This is a genomic window from Roseateles sp. T103, assembly GCF_057219915.1.
This window is the reverse complement of the sequence record NZ_JBXVVS010000001.1, coordinates 1,004,661-1,023,287: the sequence shown is the minus strand read 5'-3', so window position 1 is coordinate 1,023,287 and position 18,627 is coordinate 1,004,661. Positions and strand designations below refer to the sequence as shown.

At 68.4% G+C, this 18,627-nt stretch carries 11 protein-coding genes; 3 read left to right on the top strand and 8 right to left on the bottom strand.

Going from position 1 to position 18,627, the window contains the following annotated elements; all coding sequences use genetic code 11:
* Positions 1 to 41 precede the first annotated feature (41 nt).
* The 6 genes from AC2EBS_RS04450 to AC2EBS_RS04425 form a co-directional block, all read right to left on the bottom strand.
* On the bottom strand, positions 42 to 527 hold the full coding sequence (locus AC2EBS_RS04450; RefSeq protein ID WP_484727161.1) for a hypothetical protein: 486 nt from the start codon (positions 525 to 527) through the stop codon (positions 42 to 44).
* On the bottom strand, positions 524 to 2,020 hold the full coding sequence (locus AC2EBS_RS04445; RefSeq protein ID WP_484727160.1) for a TRAP transporter large permease: 1,497 nt from the start codon (positions 2,018 to 2,020) through the stop codon (positions 524 to 526). The genes AC2EBS_RS04450 and AC2EBS_RS04445 overlap by 4 nt, the downstream gene beginning before the upstream one ends.
* Entirely contained in the window at positions 2,017 to 2,556 is a 540-nt protein-coding gene (locus tag AC2EBS_RS04440) for a TRAP transporter small permease subunit (protein ID WP_484727159.1), read from the bottom strand. The genes AC2EBS_RS04445 and AC2EBS_RS04440 overlap by 4 nt, the downstream gene beginning before the upstream one ends.
* 125 nt (positions 2,557 to 2,681) lie before the next feature.
* The gene (locus AC2EBS_RS04435) at positions 2,682 to 3,401 is read right to left on the bottom strand and encodes a response regulator (RefSeq protein WP_484727158.1); all 720 of its coding nucleotides are present in this window, start codon (positions 3,399 to 3,401) and stop codon (positions 2,682 to 2,684) included.
* Positions 3,398 to 5,353: a DUF4118 domain-containing protein gene (locus AC2EBS_RS04430; RefSeq protein ID WP_484727157.1), complete on the bottom strand. Its 1,956-nt coding sequence runs from the start codon at positions 5,351 to 5,353 to the stop codon at positions 3,398 to 3,400. The genes AC2EBS_RS04435 and AC2EBS_RS04430 overlap by 4 nt, the downstream gene beginning before the upstream one ends.
* 2 nt (positions 5,354 to 5,355) lie before the next feature.
* A complete protein-coding gene (locus AC2EBS_RS04425) occupies positions 5,356 to 5,811 on the bottom strand; it encodes a PTS sugar transporter subunit IIA (RefSeq protein ID WP_484727156.1) in 456 nt (151 codons plus the stop codon).
* A 737-nt stretch (positions 5,812 to 6,548) separates the two neighbouring features.
* On the opposite strand from AC2EBS_RS04425, the gene AC2EBS_RS04420 reads away from it, so the two are divergent.
* On the top strand, positions 6,549 to 7,856 hold the full coding sequence (locus AC2EBS_RS04420) for a hemolysin family protein (protein WP_484727155.1): 1,308 nt from the start codon (positions 6,549 to 6,551) through the stop codon (positions 7,854 to 7,856).
* Between the two features lie 127 nt (positions 7,857 to 7,983).
* Positions 7,984 to 8,325: a hypothetical protein gene (locus AC2EBS_RS04415; RefSeq protein ID WP_484727154.1), complete on the top strand. Its 342-nt coding sequence runs from the start codon at positions 7,984 to 7,986 to the stop codon at positions 8,323 to 8,325.
* 155 nt (positions 8,326 to 8,480) lie between these two features.
* On the opposite strand, the gene AC2EBS_RS04410 is transcribed toward AC2EBS_RS04415, so the two are convergent.
* A complete protein-coding gene (locus AC2EBS_RS04410; RefSeq protein WP_484727153.1) occupies positions 8,481 to 9,374 on the bottom strand; it encodes an EcsC family protein in 894 nt (297 codons plus the stop codon).
* Positions 9,375 to 9,636: 262 nt separating this feature from the next.
* Here AC2EBS_RS04410 and AC2EBS_RS04405 point away from each other — a divergent pair, with 262 nt between their 5' ends.
* The gene (locus tag AC2EBS_RS04405; protein WP_484727152.1) at positions 9,637 to 10,449 is read left to right on the top strand and encodes a thymidylate synthase; all 813 of its coding nucleotides are present in this window, start codon (positions 9,637 to 9,639) and stop codon (positions 10,447 to 10,449) included.
* A gap of 6 nt (positions 10,450 to 10,455) precedes the next feature.
* Here AC2EBS_RS04405 and AC2EBS_RS04400 read toward each other — a convergent pair whose 3' ends face one another.
* Positions 10,456 to 18,627, bottom strand: coding sequence for a GH36-type glycosyl hydrolase domain-containing protein (locus AC2EBS_RS04400; protein WP_484727151.1), 8,172 nt, complete (start codon positions 18,625 to 18,627; stop codon positions 10,456 to 10,458).

The window sequence follows — 18,627 nt, the reverse complement described above, 5'->3', positions numbered from 1 at the left end:
CATCGACCGCAGCCGTCCGGGTCAGTGCCGGGACCTCCTGCTCATGCGCTGCCGTGGGCCAACAGGCGGAAGCGCGCGAGCACTGCGGGGTCGGCAGTCTGAAACGTGGCCAGGCCGAAGCCGGTGCGGACCACAAGACGAGGCACGATGATCCAGTCCAGCCCTGGCAGGCGGATGAGCTTGACCTGCGTGATGTCGGCGATGCTCACCCGCTTGTGCCAGAGCCAGCTCTGCTCGATGTACAGCGGACCGATGCTGGTGTGGCTGCTCAGCATGCCCCAGTAGCCGGAGCCGACGACCGCCACCACGCCGAGCAGGAAGGCCCACTCCCGCGCCTCCAGCGCAGGCCGCGGCATCCCGGACGGGCCCGTCACTGCCAACACGCCCGCGACGATCAGTCCGATGACCAGCAGCGTTGCCAGCGCCTTGATGGCCAGCGGGAAGGACGGCCCAGACAGCACCCCTTCGACCGGCGGGAGTTGCTGCACCGCCTGATTGCGGTCGCTCGACTGCGGAACGGGCTTCACTGGGGCTCGCTCGCGGCCTTCTCCGCCGCCTTGAACAGCGCTTCGATCTGCTCCTGACTGTCGCTACGCTCCTCGCTGCGCTCCGGCATCGGAATCTCGACCTTCTCCAGATCGAGCTGAACCGGCTTGTCCAGCAGCGCAGTCACCGTCTGCGGGAAGGCAATCACGATGCCGACCAGCACCAGCTGCAGCACGATGAAGGGAATGGAGCCCAGGTAGATGTCGCGCGACTCCACCCGGGCCGGCAGCGCCTTGTTCTTGAACAGCGTGTCGGAAATGCCGCGCAGGTAGAAGAGCGCGAAGCCGAACGGCGGATGCATGAAGCTGGTCTGCATGTTCACGCAGATCATCACGCCGAACCAGATCAGGTCGATGCCCATCTTGTCAGCCACCGGGCCGAGCAGCGGCAGGATGATGAAGGCGATCTCGAAGAAGTCCAGGAAAAAGGCCAGGAAGAAGATGAAGATGTTCACGACGACCAGGAAGCCGGTCTGGCCGCCCGGCAGGCCGGTGAGCAGGTGCTCCACCCACTTGCCGCCATCCACGCCCTGGAAGACCAGCGAGAACATGCGCGAGCCGATCAGGATGAAGACCACCATCGCGGTGATGCGCATGGTGCCAGCCATCGCGCCGCTGACCAGGCGCCACTGCAGGCGTCCACGCAGGGCGGCCAGCAGCATCGCGCCGACGGCGCCCATTGCTCCTGCCTCGGTGGGCGTACAGATCGCCGTCGAGATGCCGGGCAGACCGCCCATGCTGCCCAGCACCGCGAAGATCAGCGCCGCCGACGGGACGATGCCGTTCAGGCACTTGCGCCACAGCGCCCAGCCCTGAAGCGTGCGGGCCTCTGGCGGCAATGCCGGCACATCGGCCGGGCGCAGCCGCGACAGCACCAAGGTGTAGGCGGCGAAGAGCAGCACCTGCAGCACCGACGGCCCCCAGGCGCCCTTGTACATATCGCCCACCGAGCGGCCCAACTGGTCGGCCATCACGACCAGCACCAGAGACGGCGGCACCAGCTGGGTGATGGTGCCGGAAGCCGCCAGCACGCCCGTGGCGTAACGCATGTTGTAGCCGTAGCGCATCATCACCGGCAGCGAGATCATCGCCATCGCGATCACTTGGCCGGCGACGGTGCCGGTGATCGCGCCGAGGATGAAGCCGACGATGATCACCGAGTAGCCCAGGCCGCCACGGATCGGGCCGAACAGCTGCCCCATGGAGTCGAGCAGGTCCTCGGCCAGGCCGCACTTTTCCAGGATGGCGCCCATCAGCGTGAAGAAAGGAATCGCCAGCAGCAGCTCGTTGGACAGGATGCCCATCAGGTTGAGCGGCAGGTTCCCGAGGAAGGCGGCAGGAAACCATCCCATCTCGACGGCGATGAAGCCGCATAACAGGCCCAGGGCCGACAGCGAGAAGGCGACCGGGAAGCCGATCAGCAGGATGAAGACCAGTCCCGCGAACATCAGCGGGGCGAAGGACTCGGCGCTCATTGCAGCGGCCTTTCGTAATGGGTGTCCATCTGGAACTGGTGGGTGAGCCAGCCGATCCGTTTGATGATCTCGGAGAGCCCCTGCAGCGCGAGCAGGGCCATGCCCAGCGGCAGCGTGAGCGTCACCGGCCAGCGGATGAGACCGCCCGCATTGCTCGAGCGCTCGCCGCTGGTGATGTGCGAGATCAGCAGCGGCCACGACAGGTAGATGACCAGCAGCGTGACGGGCAGCAGGAACAGGCAAAGTCCCAGCAGATCGACAAGGACCTTGGCGCGCGTCGGGTACTGCCCGTAGAGCACATCGACGCGCACATGCTCGTTCAGCCGCAGCACCTGCGAGGTGCCGAACATCACGCCGGCCGCAAACAGGTACCACTGGATTTCCAGGTACGCGTTCGAGCTGTGGTCGAAGCCGTAGCGGACCACCGCATTGGCGGCACTGATCAGACAGGCGCCCAGCACCGCCCATGTGGCAAGGCTGGCGAATCGATCATTCAGCGCGTCGATCCATCGCGCGAGGGTCAGCAGCTTCTTCACCGCGTTCTCCGGCACAGACGCGGCCCGGCCGAAGGGTCGAACTCACGCGCGGCGCAGCTTAGTCGTCGCGCTGCAAACGCCTCGTATAACTTGGCAGCCCGCGCTGCGCGGGCAGATCCGATCGATCAGTCCGCGGGTTCCGGGTCCACGCTCAAGCGGTAGCCGATGCCCGTCTCGGTAATCAGGTAGACCGGATGCGCCGGGTCAGCCTCCAGCCGCTGGCGAAGCTGGCGCACATAGATGCGCAGGTAGTGCGCGTGGTCCCCATGCCCGGGGCCCCATACCTCCCGCAGCAGATGCTGGGAAGTGACCACGCGGCCGGCATGCCGGCACAACACCTCGAGCAGGCGCCACTGCGTCGCCGTCAGCCTGGCGGGCGCACTGTCGATGTGCAGGGTCTTCGCGCCGAGATCAATGTGGCAGCGTCCAAGCCTGAGCGTGGACGCGCCGCTATGCCCGGTTTGTCGCGCATGGCGCAGGGCCACCCGCAGCCGCGCATGCAGCTCGGCCACGCCGAAGGGCTTGGTCACGAAATCGTCGGCGCCGGCGTCCAGCGCCTGGACCTTCTGCTGCTCCTCGGTGCGCGCCGACAAGACCAGGATGGGCCGCTGCGTCCAGCTGCGCAGGTGCCGGATCAGCGTCAGGCCGTCGGCATCGGGCAGGCCCAGATCGATCAGGTAGAGATCGATCCTGCGATTGCCGGCCAGCGTGCGGCCTTGTCGCGCATCCTGGGCCTCGTGCACGACGTGCCCTTCGGCCTCGAGCGTGGTGCGCAGCAACTGGCGGATCGGCGCCTCATCCTCGACCACGAGGATCTGCGCTGCCTCGGTCCGGCTGCCGCTCATCCCAGCTCCCCCGCTTCCATCTGCGGCAGGGCGGGCTGCGGCAGCTGCATGATGAAGCTGGCCCCGTTTGCGTTCGCGGCCGAGATCTCGCCATCGTGCAGCGCGGCGATCGCCGCGCAGATGGCCAAGCCGAGCCCGGTGCCCATCGACTCCGTCTCGCCTGCCGCACGATAGAACTTGCGAAAGATCGCTTGCTCGTGCCCAGCAGGGATGCCGGGGCCCTCGTCGTGGACGATCAGGCGCCAGTGCGCCTCGCTGACTTCGATGGTCAGCGTGATCGTGCTGTGCGCCGGCGCATGCCGGATCGCGTTGTCCAGCAGGTTGACCAGCACCTGATCGATGAGCCGTGCGTCGCACCAGACGAGCGCGTCAGCCGGCGAAGAGACCGCCAGCCGGCGTCCCTGCAAGCGCGGCTCCATCTGGCGAAGCGCCACGTCGATCAGCTCCTCGGCCGGGCACCATTCCGGGCGCAGCGGGATCGCGCCCTCGTCCAGCCTGGTGAGATCCAGCAGATTGCTGCTGAGCACATGCAGACGCTGTGCCTCCTCCAGCAGGTTGCGCAGCAGCGCCATGCGGCCTTGCTCGTCGATGGCGTGCGACTGCTCCAGCAGCATCGTGGCACTGCCGACGATGGTGGTCAGCGGCGTGCGGAAGTCATGCGAGATGCCCGCAAGCAGGGTGTTCCGGGTACGCTCGCCCTCGGCTTCGACCGCAGCCTCGATGCTGCGCTGCTCCAGGGCCGCGCGTTCGAGCGCGATCGCCGCCTGGTTCGCGAGCGCGCGTACCAGATGCTGGTCCTCCAGACTGTCCCTGTCCGGCGACGGTGCCTCGAGCACGAGCAGACCGAACGCCGTGTCGCCCGCAATCAGCGGCAGATAGCGCAAGGGCTGCTCGCAGCCGGTCGCCGTGCCGCTGCCGACCTCGGTCTTGGCGGCCAGCGCCCGATGGGCCCACTGCGGATCGAAGCCATCCGGCCCGCGCTGCCCTTCCAGCAGCTCCGCGCCGGAGCTTGCGACGGACAGCAGCTGCGCCCGGGCACCGACGGCGGCATGGATGGCGCTGCACAGGGCCTGCGTCACTGTTTCCCGGTCACGGGCACGACCCAGTGCCAGCGAGAGTTGATTCAGGGCTTGTGAGCGCTGCGCGCGCGCCTCGGCGAGCAGGGCCTGCTCGCGCATCCGCGCGGCCAGCTGCCCGATGATCAGCCCGACGACCGTCATCACCAGGAAGCCGAGCCAATGATGCGGTTCTGTCGGCTTCAGCGACCACCGGGGCTGAACGAAGATCAGGTCGTACAGGAAGATGCTGCCCAGCACTGCGGCCACCGCGGGCCCCCGTCCGGACTTGGACGCGACATAGACCACCCCGGTCAGGTAGAGCATGACGATATTGGTGGGATGGAGGTGGCGTTCGAGCAGGGCCCCTGCGATGGTGCAGACGCCCAGGACCGCAAGCACCCCGGGCGCGTCACGCAGCAGGTGCCAGCTCCAGCGCCGACCCGGCCCGGTCGGGCGGGCCGCGATAGGTGCCTGCGGCTGGCAGACCAGATGGACGGTCACGCCTGGCAGAAGGTGCGACAGGCTCTCGGTGAAGTCGCTGAGGCCGCGTCGTGCCTGCGACCACGGGCGTGCAGAACGGCCCTGCTGACCGAGCAGCAGGTCCGTCGCTTGCTCGCTGACTGCACGATGCACCAGCGAGGACACCACGGCACTGGGGGTGTTGCTGCCAGTGCTGATCCGCGTGACGGTAGCCCCCAGCTGCTGTGCGCGATCCAGTGCCTGGAGAAAAGCGGCGCGAAGCGCCTGCGGCCGGCTCTCGTCAGCGGGCGTGTCGATGGCCACCACTGACCAGCTGGCCCCCAGGCTGCGGCTGAGCCGGTGGCCGTGCTCCACCAGCGCCGAGGCGCTGCCATCGGCAGTGATGGCCAGCAATAGATGCGCTGCACCTGCCATGCTCAGGCCTCGCGGCTCAGCAGGGCTTGGATCTCTGCAGGACTGCGCGCGCGCTGGAGCGCAGCGCGTTGGTCGGCACGTAGGAGAAAGGCGGACAGAGACATCAGCAGATCGTAGTCTGCCGCCAGCCCCGGCGGCGGCACCACGAGCGCGAGAACATCGGTGATGCCCGCCTCGTCCGGCGCGGCCATGGGAATCGGCACCAGCGAACGAACGAAGACGGCGCGCGTCGCCGGCAGCGCCGGGATCGCAGCGTGCGGCAGCGCCACGCCGGCGCCCAGCCCGACGGAACGCCGGGAGTGACGCCTCGCGAGCCGGTCCCGTATCCGCTCGGACATCAGCGTGTTGTCGCCGGCCAGGGCCTCGGCCACCACGGAGAACAGCGCCTGCTCTGAGGGGATGCGCTGCCCGAGCAGGATGCGGTCTAGAGGGAGTTGCTTGGTATTGAGGAGAGCCACTCGGAGCTTGCCACGACGAGCACAGATGTACCGCGCCGGGTTGTCGCACAGCCGGCGTAAAAATCCCGTATCAGTTGCACGCGGCACGCCTGATCGCCGCAGCCGGCCAGGGGCGTCGCTCGCAAGCAGGGGCGCCAAGCCTTGGCCGACCCGTCGCGTCGATAGAATCCATGCATGTCAACCTGGGTCCGACTGCTGATCGCGCTGGTGCTGATTCCTGCCTACTTTCTGGCTTCCGTCAGAGCTGAGGCTGCGTTTTCCAGCGCAACAGAGCAAGTCTCTGCATCGCAGCTGGGCGTGCAAGCGCCCGACTCCAGTGACTCGCCGACTGGCGTCGTGGAGAGTCTGATCGCGGAACTGGGCGACACCTCGGACGACATGCTCGATCACTGCGTCTCCCCCGCCCGATCCTTTGGGGCCTCTCGCTCGCTGAGCGGTTCAACGCAGGGTCGGCACGCCTGTGCACCCGATGCATGGCTCCATCAGCCATTAAGACCTCCAAGCACCGCCACGCGCAGTCACTGACCGCAGCTGCTGTCGACCGCGCCAATCGGTCCTGGTCGACCCCTCTTTCAGTCAAAACAGAGCCAGTCGGCTTCGCCGGCTGAGCCGTGCCTGCGCATTTGCGACCGAAGCGCCGCAGGCCGGACGCAAGGAGTCGGCAATCGCAGCAGCAATCGCGCCAAGCTCCCAAAGACAGACGCAGGGGGCTTACTCCGCCCATCACAAAGACTCTCATGGAAATCGCCTTACTCTTTGCTCTCATCCTCATCAACGGCCTGTTCGCCATGTCGGAAATCGGCCTGGTCACGGCGCGGCGTGCCCGCCTGCAAAAGCTCATCGACGAAGGAGACAGCGCAGCTGCCGCCGCAGTGAAGCTCGGCGAGGACCCGACCCGATTCCTGTCCACCATCCAGATCGGCATCACCTCGATCGGCGTGCTCAACGGCATCGTCGGTGAGGCTGCGTTGGCGGGTCCGCTGGCGAGCTGGTTGACCAGCCTGGGTATCGGGCCGGAGTATTCCAGTGCCCTGGCCACCGGACTGGTGGTGGTGCTGATCACCTACTTCTCGATCGTTCTGGGCGAACTGGTTCCCAAGCGGCTCGGGCAGTCGAACCCCGAGCGTGTCGCTCGCCTTGTTGCCAAGCCTATCTCCGCACTGGCCGTTGCCACCAAGCCGTTTGTCAGGCTGCTCTCCGGTTCCACCAACGCCTTGCTGCGCCTGCTCGGTGTCAAGGAAACCAGCAGCTTCAACGTCACGGAGGAAGAAATCCACGCCGTTCTGGCTGAGGGCACGAGCGCGGGCGTCATCGAATCCCATGAGCACACCATGGTGCGCAATGTCTTTCGGCTCGATGACAGGCAGATTTCGTCCTTGATGGTGCCGCGCAGCGATGTGGTCTGCCTTGATCTGAACCTGCCGCTGTCCGACAACCTTGCGCGCATCGAGGCCTCGGACCATGCTCGCTTTCCTGTCGTGCGCGGCGGCTTGCATGACATCGTGGGCGTGGCCAACACCCGGCAGCTGCTGTCACAGCTGGTCAAGACTGGGCAGTCCCGTCTGGACGAGCACCTGCAGGCGCCTCTGTATGTGCCTGAGACACTCACAGGCATGGAGCTGTTGGACAACTTCCGTTCTTCGGATGTCCACATGGCATTCGTGATCGATGAGTATGGCGAGGTGCAGGGCTTGGTCACCCTGCAGGACCTGATCGAAGCGATCACCGGTGAGTTCCAGCCTCGCGACCCGGCGTCCGCATGGGCAGTCAGGCGACCGGATGGCTCATGGCTATTGGATGGCCACATTCCGGTGCCCGAGTTGAAGGATAGGCTGGAGCTTGATGCCGTTCCCGAAGAGGAACGCGGCCGCTATCACACCCTGAGCGGAATGATGATGTTGCTCACCGGCCGTCTTCCCAAGGTTGCCGATTCGGTCGAGTGGGAAGGCTGGCGCTTCGAGATCGTCGACATGGACGGCAAGACGATTGACAAGGTCTTGGCGAACCGCATTCAAGCGAGGGCCGATGATGGAAGCACGGACTGAGCGCAGCTCGGCCAGGTTGCCGCGTCGTCTGCACTCGTTGTGCATAGCCGTGCTCTGCATTGCTATGGCGAGCGGCTGCAGTGACGGCTATCCAGGCGAGAGCGCCGAGCTCGTCAGCCCTTTCGACATGAGCAACGAAGAACGGCTTGTCGCACTCAACGCGCTCGGCAAGGAGAGTCATCCCGAGCGACGCTGGCGTTTCGAGCTGTCAGACGACTGCCACTTGAGAATTGCCCACAAGCGCTCAGGGGCTCGCAAGACAGCGCAATCTGTCGCCCTTCAGCCGGCCATGTCGGTACGGGTGGTGCACGATGAAACCGATGCGTCCTTTGACGTCAGGCTCTACGACAGTGCCATCAAGGATGCTGCGCTTCATGCGACGCTGCTCGAGGCGCCACGCTGGACAGATGCAACGCAGGCGCAACTGCTGGCGACATTGCTCGTGCGCGATTGCCCAGCCAGGCGCTGATCGCCCAGGCCGATGCAGGCAGTCATGGTCGGTGCTTGCCGGGGCAGGCCTTGCGAAGCCGCGAGGCCGGGGCTGCGGCTGGCATTGTGGGAGGGCTTAGCGGGGGGAATTGCACTCGTCCGCAGGCAAGGACGAGACGCCCCACCGACTGACGATCAAGCGCTGCGCCGCCTGGAGCCAGCGGCGCTACGCACCGTGTCGGACAGGCTCATTGGTTTACGGCGCTCATCAACAATGGTCTGCATCGCCGCATGAACCGCCTCATGGCCATACTTGTTCTCCAGCCTGCGGGTGATGAAGTGGCCGCGCGCGATGGTCTGGTAGTAGTCGGTGAACAGCGTGTTCAAGGTGGCGGCGGACACCGCGCTGATGACGGGCACTGCGCCTGCAGCGATCTTCGAGCTGAGCGGGATCCCGAACCTCTCGAGAATCTTCACGATCAGCTTGGCCACCCAGCTTCCCGCGGCATCCGTCGAGAGCCCCTTGAAACCCGCCTTCGCGGCGGCTTTCGCGATTTCTTCTGACGCTTTCGCGGCGATGTGGGCGAGCGCGCTGCGCGACGAAAAGTAGCCCTCAAGAGCCTCGTCATCGCCAGGGCTGTCGCTGCCCATGGAAAGAACGGTGGCGCACTCGACTCGCACCGCGGGGTCCTTGACGTCGAAGCCCTCGCTTCTGGCGATATCGGCGATCGCGCGCAGCGTGAGCGTGGTCGTGATCGGAACCTCCACCGCGGCACCGGCCAGACCGAACATGCCGCCCGCTGCGCCAGACACGGCCGTCAGGGCCTTATGGGTTTTTGTCGACGCCGGCGTTCCCGGACCGTCGCGCATCGTGGCGGACGCGCCAACCATGCTGGCCTTGATTGCCGTGTGGGCAAAGTCGAGAACCCAGGCCTTGGCCCACTTGGGCATGGCCTTGCCAGGCTGTGCAATGACACTTCCCACAGCTCCGGCCGCCTTGACGACGAAGCTCTCGGTCGTCAGGCAATCAATGGCGAAGACAAGCGCTGCCTGGTCTTCCTGACTGATCGCTGTATCGGTACTGCTCAACTTGCGTCCCCTCATCATCCGACTGCCGGTCGGGCAATTCTGACTGGTGCCAGGAGTGCGAGAGGGCAAGACCTGCATCGGCCGCCGCGAACCATTGCGCGCGAGTGCAAGCCGCCCTCGAGCAAGCCCTCGCTGGAGCGCTCGCCGGAAGATGTCGCAAACGCCGATGACGAGCAACCGGACGCTGCGCCACTGCGAGCGGGCATCCGTGCCCCGCTGGGCCTGCCGGGGCACGCCATTGCAGCCCCTAAAATCGCCCGCCATGAGCACCCGCCCCACTCGCAGCCAGTACGAAGACTTCATGCGCCATGTGTTCGAGCACGGCGTGCAAAAGGGTGACCGCACCGGCACCGGCACGACCAGCGTGTTCGGCCACCAGATGCGTTTCGACCTGCGCGAGGGCTTTCCGCTGGTCACCACCAAGAAGGTGCACCTGAAGAGCATCATCCTGGAACTGCTGTGGTTCCTGCGTGGCGACAGCAATGTCAAATGGCTGCAGGAGCGCGGCTGCACGATCTGGGACGAGTGGGCGCGGCCGGATGGCGAGCTGGGCCCGGTCTACGGCGTGCAGTGGCGCAGCTGGCCCAAGCCGGACGGTGGTCACATCGACCAGATCGCCGAGGTGGTTAAGACCCTCAAGACCAACCCGGACAGCCGGCGCATCATCGTCAGCGCCTGGAACGTGGCCGAGCTGGACAAGATGGCGCTGATGCCCTGCCACGCCTTCTTCCAGTTCTATGTCGCCGATGGGCGCCTCTCCTGCCAGCTCTACCAGCGCAGCGCCGACATCTTCCTGGGCGTGCCCTTCAACATCGCCAGCTATGCGCTGCTGACGCACATGCTCGCGCAGCAGTGTGATCTGGAAGCGGGCGACTTCATCTGGACCGGCGGCGATTGCCACATCTACAGCAACCACGTCGAGCAGGTGCAGACCCAGCTGGCGCGCGCGCCCTTCCCTTATCCGACGCTGAACATCAAGCGCCGGCCGGCGTCGATCTTCGACTATGAGCTCGAGGACTTCGAGGTGCTGGACTACCAGCACCACCCCGCGATCAAGGCGCCTGTGGCAGTCTGAGCCTCGTCAGGCGAGCGTGACCCACAGCCGCTCGCCATCGGCGAGCGCGTCCAGTTCGATCCATTCGCCGACGGCCAGGCGGCGCTGGCCGGCTGGCGCACCGGCGGCAGCGTCGCGGCGCAGCTCCACGTGAATCTGCCTGCCGTCGTGCAGGCGCAGGCTCAAGCCCACCGCATCCCAATGTGGCGGCAGGCAGGGCTTGAGGCGCAGCCTGGTCGCGCGCAGCTGCAGGCCCAGCAGCGCCTCGACCGCCGCGCGGTAGAGCCAGGCGGCCGAGCCGGTGTACCAGCTCCAGCCGCCGCGGCCGATGTAAGGCGGCGCGGTATAGGTGTCGCCCGGCATCACATAGGGCTCGATCGCATAACGAAGCTGCTGCTCGTCCGTGGCCGCGCGGTGCGCGGGGCTGAGCATGCAGAAGTACTCCCAGGCGCGCTGCGCATTGCCCAGCCGCGCCTGCGCCAGCAGCGCCCACACCGCGCCGTGGGTGTACTGGCCGCCGTTCTCGCGCACGCCGGGCGGGTAGGCCTGGATGTAGCCGGCGTGGTCGGCCGACTCGCGCAGCGGCGGATGCAGCAGGCGCAGCAGGCCGGCGGTCGGCTCGACCAGCAGCGCGTCGGCGCTGGCCATCGCTTCGCGGGCGCGCGGATGCTGCGGGCCCAGCGCGAACACGCTCCAGGCCTGCGCGATCAGGTCGATGCGGCATTCGCTGTTGGCACTCGACCCCAGCGGATTGCCGTTGTCGAAGAAGGCGCGGCGGAACCAGGCGCCGTCCCAGGCGTTCTGCTCCAGGCCGCGCCACAGCTGTCGGCGCGCATCGCGCCAGCGCTGCAGCCGCTCGGGCGCTTCGCCGCGGCGGCGCGCCAGCGGCAGGAACTCGCGCAGCACGCAGAGCAGGAACCAGCCCAGCCACACCGATTCGCCCTTGCCGCCATGACCGACCCGGTTCATGCCGTCGTTCCAGTCGCCGCCGCCGATCAGCGACAGATCGTGCGCACCGAAGCGCAAGCCCTGGTCCAGCGTGCGCGCGGCATGCTCGTAGAGCGTGGCGCTCTGCAGGCTGGGCGGCGCGACGAAGTAGGCGTCCTCCGCTTCGGGCGACAGCGCGGCGCCATCGAGGAAGGGCACGCGCTCGTCCAGCACCGCGGTGTCGCCGGTGAGGCGCAGGTAATGGGTCAGCGCATAAGGCAGCCAGAGCAGGTCGTCGCAGATGTGCGTGCGCACGCCGGCGCCGCCGGGTACATGCCACCAGTGCTGCACATCGCCCAGCTCGAACTGGCGCGAGGCATGCAGCAGCAGCTGCGCGCGCAGCGCCTCGGGCTGCGCATAGCCCAGCGCCAGCGCGTCCTGCAGCTGGTCGCGGAAGCCGATCGCGCCGCCGGCCTGGTAGAAGCCGGCGCGCGCCCACAGGCGGCAGGCCACCGTCTGGTAGAGCAGCCAGTGATTGAGCAGCGCATCGAAGGCCGGGTCGGGCGTGCGCACCTGCAGGGCCTGCAGCAGCGGCTGCCAAGCAGCCTGCGCGCGCTGTGCCTGCGGCCAGGGCTCGGCCAGCTGAGCCGGGCTGCGGCATTGCCGGGCCAGCGCCAGCGCTGCGTCGCGGTTGCTGCCATGGCCGATCAGCCAGCGCGCGCGCAGCCGTGCGCCGGGGGCCAGCTCGTGCAGGGCCTGCAGCGCGGCACAGGGGTCGATCGCGAAGCCGGCCTGGCCGTCGAGCTGCTCGGGCCATTGCAGGCGGCCCAGGCTGTCGAAGAAGTCCTGACGCGCGCAGCTCCACTGCTGTACCTTCAGCCCGTCTAGCATCAGCCAGGCCGTGCCGTTGCCGAAGCCGCCGGCATGCTCCAGCTGCCGTGCCAGGCACAGGCCCAGCTCGGCGACGTGCTCGGTCTGCAGCGTCATGCGCTCGCGCCGCTCGCTGCCCATGATCCACTCGACCATGCCCAGCAGGCGCAGCTGCAGCGCGCGCTCGCCCTCGTTGCAGAGCTCGAACTCGATCGCCTTGACCGGCAGCTCGGGGTCCACGCTGACGCGCGTCTGCACCGCCAGCTCGCCGATGCGCTGCACGAAGCTGCTGGCCCCGGCGCTGTGCCGCACCTGGCAGGCGGCGATGTGCGCGCGGTTCCAGCTCGGCAGCAGGCCGAATATCGTGCCGCTACCCAGTTCCTCGACGAGGAAATGCTCGCCCGGCGGGTCCAGCAGCGGATCGTTGCTCCAGGGCGTGAGCTGGTTCATGCGGCTGTTCAGCGCCCAGCTATAGCCGCCGCCCGATTCGGTGACGATGCAGCCGAAGCCGGCATTGGCCAGCACATTGGCCCAGGGGCGCGGCGTGGCATGCGCGGCATCGATGTCGATCTGGTAGGCGGCGCCCTGCTCGACGAAGCCGTTGCGCGCCAGCGCCGGCACCACACGCGCCCGTGGCGCCGCATGGCGGCCAGGCGGCGGCAGCAGCTGCGCTTCGTCGAGCAGTTTCTGCAGTGGCCGGCCATCGGCCAGCAGCTCGATGCGCGCGCAGGCATGCAGCGCCGCCCACTCGGTCGACGAGATGTCGCCCCAGCGCAGCAGGTGGATGCCGGCGCGCTCGGCTTGCGCATGGCGCGCCTGTGCAATGCTGTCGCGCAGCTCGGTCACCGCGCGCTGCAGCGGCATCGCGTAGGACTGCGCCTCGCCGTTGACGACGACCAGATCGCAGGCCAGCGCATTGCTCTCCCACAGCCGCAGCGCGACGACCAGCGTGCGCAGCACACGCAGGCCCTGCGCGGACTCGATGCGCAGCAGCACCAGCGGCCGGTCGCCCGAGATGCCGAAGCGCCACAGCGCGCGACGGTCCAGCAGCTCGGCCGGTGCGGCGTGCGGGCGCGAGCGGTTGTGCGTGATCGCGGTGCTCAGGTCCTGCAGCAGATGCAACTCGGCCGCGCCGAGCTGCCACTCGCGGTGGCGGATACGCGTCAGCGTGGCGGCGAGCATGCGGCAGCGCTGCAGGTGCACGTCCTGCCGGTATTCGTCGACGATGGCGAGCAAGGTATTGAGATCCTCGGCCGCCGCCGTGGCCAGCGTGATGCTGCGCTTCGCGTGTGCTGGCAGGCGCAGGCGCAGACTCAGCGAGCCGACCGGATCGAGCCCGGTGCTCAGTCCCGGCTCAGGCGCGTCGGCCGGGCCGGGTGGCGCCAGATCCACCAGACTGCCGCCACGCGGCAGCAGCCGCGCGCGGTCGGCGTGCAACTGCAGTTCTTCGGGCTCGGCATCGCAGCTGGCGAGGAAATGCGCGACCCAGCTGCCGCGTTCGCCATGGCCGCGCGGCTGGCGCTGCAGCAGCAGGCAGCCCGGGTCGGCGCGCCGCGCGTGGACGAACAAGTTGGAGAAAGCCGGATGCGCCTCGTCGGCCCGCGCTGGCGCCAGCGTGGCCTCGAAGTAGCTGAGCAGCTCAACCTCCAGCGTCGGCTCGCCCAGGTTGTGCAGCGTCAGGCTGCGCAACTCGATGTCATCGTCCGGGCTGACCCAGACCTGCAGGCGCGATTCCCAGGCGGCGCAGTGCAGCTCGAACTCGACATGGTCGGCGAAAACGCGGGTGAGGTAGTGGCCTTGGGGCTGCGGCTTCGGCAATGCGGTCAGCGAGTGGAACTCTCCTTCCCCCGCCGCGCGCAGCAGCAGCCATTGGCCGTAACCATCGCGCAAAAGATCGTCGCGCGCGCGGGTCAGCGTCTGGCCGCGCCAGCGGCTCTGGCCAGCCCCGCTGGGGCGCAGCCAGACGCTGTAGGCACCGTTGCCCAGCATCGCAGTGGGCTGCGCGGCCGGCGGCGGGCATTGCGCAGCACCGAGCCCGAGGTCGACCAGCCGCATCAGCGGCCGTGCCGCTGGCTCATCCGGACGCACCGCTGCGCGAGGCTCGCCGCGCGGCTGGTAGACGATGGTGCGTGGCATGCGCTCGTGCAGCAGCGTGCCGAAGGCGCGCGGCCGCGCGGCACGGCCGAACCAGCCGCGCACCGCGTCGTCGTAGAGCACATTGCACAGCGACAGCAGGCTCATGCCCTGGTGGTGTGCCATATAGGTCAGCACGCGCTGGTACTGGCCGCTCTCGCCGACACGACCGGGGCTAAAGTCCAGCGCCTCGATGAAGCCATGAGGGCCGCGCGCGCCGAGCTGCTCCAGCGCGCGCAGATTGGCCAGGGCCGCCGGCGCGTCCACCTGCAGCGCGAGCATGGTCGCGTAGGGGGCGATCACGCGGTCCTGCAGCGGTGTGCGGCGCAGCGCCAGCTGCGGCACGCCGAAGGGGCCGTACTGGAAGGCCAGCGTGTTGTCCTGCGCGTAGTAGGCGCATTCCGACACGCCCCAGGGCAGGCCCAGCGACTCGCCGAATTCGCGCTGCGCCGACACGGCGGCCTTGGCCACCTGCTGCAGCAGGCCACCGTCGGGCGTCTTCAGCAGCAGTCCGGGCATCAGGTACTCGAACATCGACCCCGACCAGGACAGCAGCGCCGCGCCGCCATCGGCAGGCACGAAGGGCCGCCCCAGCGCCGACCAGTGCGCCAGCGGTACATCGCCCTTGGCGCAGGCCACATAGCTGGTCAGCAGCGCTTCTGAGGCCATCAGGTCGTAGTAGCCGGCATCCAGCGTGTCGTCCTCGTGCCGGTAGCCGATGTGGAAAAGCCGGCGCTTGTCGTCGTAGAGGAAGCTGAAGTCCATCTCGTCGGCAAAGCCGTCGAGCCGCTGTGCCAGCGTCTGCATGCGCGCCTGCCAGGGTTCGGCATCGGGCGCGCTCTCCGGCCGCGCATCGGCCATTTCGCGACAGGCCTGCGCACAAGACCAGAGCAAGGCTGCGAGATTGCCGCTGTCCACGGTGGACACATAGGCTGGCGGCAGCGGCTTGAGCGCGGCCGTGTCTATCCAGTTGAACAGATGGCCCCGGTAGCGCGGCAGCTGCGTCAGCGCATCCAGCGCGCGCTCGATGCGTTCGGCGAGCTCGCTACGCCCGATATAGCCCATGCGCTGCGCACAGGCGCAAGCCAGCAGGTACAGGCCGATATTGGTCGGCGAGGTGCGGTGCGCCAGCATTGGCTCGGGGTCGAGTTGCAGGTTGTCGGGCGGCAGGTGGTGGTCGTCAGGGCCGACGGCGCTGGCGAAGAGGCTCCAGGTCTCGCGGGCGATCTCGTGCAGATAGCGGCGATCCTCCGTGGGCAGCGCTTGCGCGGCGCGCCAGGCACCGAGCGGACGGCTGCCCAGCCAGGCATAGACCGGCTGCGGCAGCCACAGCAGGGCCAGCACGAGCAGCCAGGCCGAGGCGGTGCCGCCCAGCTGGACTGCCGCCAGCGCCGCACCGGTGCATCCCAGCAGCGCCAAGGCGCTGGCGCCCCAGTGGTGGCGCAGGAAGGCGGCGAAGGCATGGCTGGCCTGCGCCTCGGCCTGGTCGGCGGTGATCCACTGCAGCAGCAGGCGACGGCTGACGCGCATGCGCCAGAGCGCGCGGGCAATCGCGTCGATCTGCAGCGCGGCCTGCTGCGGCAGTGTCGCCAGCAACCACAAGGCGCCACCGGCGGCGCGTCCCAGATCGAGCAGACCGCCGATCAGGAAGTGCCGCCACGCCAGATCGCGCCGGCTGGGCAGCAGCCCGGCCAGCGCCGCGGCCAAAGGCCCGGTGGCGATCGCCGCCGCCACCAGCAGCAGCGCAGCGGCGGGACTGGGCATATCGAGAATGCCGGCCAGCCAGATCAGCATCAGGTAGGCCGGCGCCAGCAGCGAGCGACGCAGGTTGTCGACCAGCTTCCACAGATTGAGCAGGCCCACGCGCCCCCGCCAGGCCTCAGGCAGTCGCGGCAGCAGCTGCCAGTCGCCGCGCGTCCAGCGGTGCACGCGCGAGGCGGCGACGTCCACATGCATGGGCGCCGCCTCGAACAGCGTGACGTCGCTGAGATAGGCCGAGCGCGCCCAGATGCCCTCGAGCAGATCATGGCTCAGCACGCTGCCTTCGGGAAAGCGCCCGTGCAGCGCCTGCTGCGCGGCGCGCACGTCGAACAGGCCCTTGCCGCTGAAGCTGCCCTGGCCGAAGACATCCTGGTAGACCTCGGAGCTGCCGCTGTTGTAGGCATCGGTTCCCCAGGGCCCGCAGAGCAGCCAGCCGAAGGGCGTGATGCGCTCGCGCGGCGGCAGCGGTGCGGCGATGCGCGGCTGCAGGATGCTGTAGCCGGCGACGACGCGACGCGTCACCGGGTCGAGTCGCGGACGGTTCAACGGGTGGGCGGCGATCGCCACCATCGCGCGCAAGCTGCCCGGCGGCATCACCGTGTCGCTGTCCAGCGTGACGAGGTAGCGCACGCCCGCCGGCAGGCGGCTCAACGGTCCCAGGTCGACGAACTGCACCGGCGGCTCGCCGTCCTCGTCGCCACACAGCGCCTTGAGCAGCTGCTCCAGCTTGCCGCGCTTGCGCTCCCAGCCCATCCACACGCCTTCGCTCTCGCTCCAGCGCCGCTGGCGGTGCAGCAGCAGGAAGCGCGGCGCCTCGCCGGCTGAGGCATGGCGTTCGTTCAGCCGCGCTATCGCCGCCCTGGCCTGCTCGAGCAGCGCCTCATCGGCTGCCGAGTGCGCCACCGGTGCATCTGCCGCATCGCTGAGCAGGGCGAAGGCGCAGTGCCGCTCGGGATTGGCCAGGTAGTGCTGCTCCAGCCGGTCCGCCAGCGCGCGCACACCGTCCGACGAGCCCAGGATGCAGGGGATCACGACCAGGCTGCGCTGCTCTGCAGCCAAGCCCTCCGCCAGGGCCAGGCGCGGCAGGCGGTGGACCCGCGTCAGCTCGGCAAGCATGCGGTTGACCAGAGCGAGTGCGCACTCGAAAGCTGCCATCGCCGCAAAGGGCAGGCTGACCCAGGCCTGCCACGGCCAGCGCTGTGGCGGCCCGAGCACGAGACCGAGCAAGGCCAGCGTCACCAGCATCAGCGCCGCGGCATAGAGCAGGCCTCGTGAACGACGAAGCATCCGCAGTGCGAGCGCCTCCTGGTGGCGTGGGTTGCGGCCCAGCGCCTGCACCAGTTCGCTGCGCGCCTCGCCGATCAGCCAGCGCGCCGGTCCCGCCGGGTCGTTCTCGGCCAGTTGCACGGCCAGCTCGGCCACGGCAGTCTCGCTGCAGCGCAGCCGCCGCGCCAGGCGCTCGATCATGTGAGTGCACTGGTCGCGGGTCAGGTCGCTGTCGGCGATGAAGGCGGGCGAGCGCTCCAGCGTGCGCAGCACCGGGCTGACGCTCTCGATCAGCGTCTTCCAGTGCAGCTTGCTGATCGCGAACAGCGCCGAGACCGCGTTGCTGACGCTGACCGTGTCGGCCGCATGCATGGCCTGCACCTCGGCAAGCAGCGCATCCGCATCCGGTACCTGGGCGGCCAACCATTGCGTCCAGGGCGGCACCTCATCCTGGCTGCGCCCGCGTGCGCGCTGCGTGAGCTGGGCAAGAAAGCTGCTGGCCAGCCCGCGCTGCCGCAGCTGCGCATGCAGTCGCTCCAGCACGGCCAACTCGAGCGATGGCTGGTCCGCGCACCAGTTGGCGGCTTCCTGTGCTGCGCGATGCCCCGCCACGGCTTCGGCCAGGCGTGCCAGGTTCTCCAGCAGCACCGCACGCAGCGTGGCCGGCACCGCCCAGAGTTCGCCCAGCGTCAGCACCTCGACGCTCTGGTAGGCATGCAGGAACTGCTCGAGCAGGCGCGCATCGAAGCTGGAATCGGTATGCGCAACGAAGGCCCAGGCGATGCCGTAGACGCGCGGCAGCCCGGTCAGCGGCGCGCTGCGAAGCTTGGGCAGCGCACGGTAGTAGCCATAGGGCAGGCCGTTGCGGATTTCCGGCACCTGCGCTTCGATCAGGTGGAAGTTGTCGAGCAGCCACTCGCCGGCCGGGCCGAGCACATCGCCTTCGCGGTCGAGCTGCTGCAGATAGCTGCGCGAGCGCTCCAGGCTGTGCAGGTTGGCCGCGATGCGCGGGAAGAACAGCGGCGCCCGCGCGCGGCGCCACCAGCGGTGGCGGCGTTCGATCGCTTGAGCCCTTGCCAGCGCAACCCCGTGCGTCTGGAAGCCTTCGACGCCGAACAGCAGGCCGCGCACCGGCTGCGCCAGCACGCCGTTGCGCGCATCGATCAGCGCGATGACCTCGCGCCTCAGGCCGGGCGCCAGCGGCGCCTGTCGCCCCCTCTCGCGCTTCACAAGCCCGGCCAT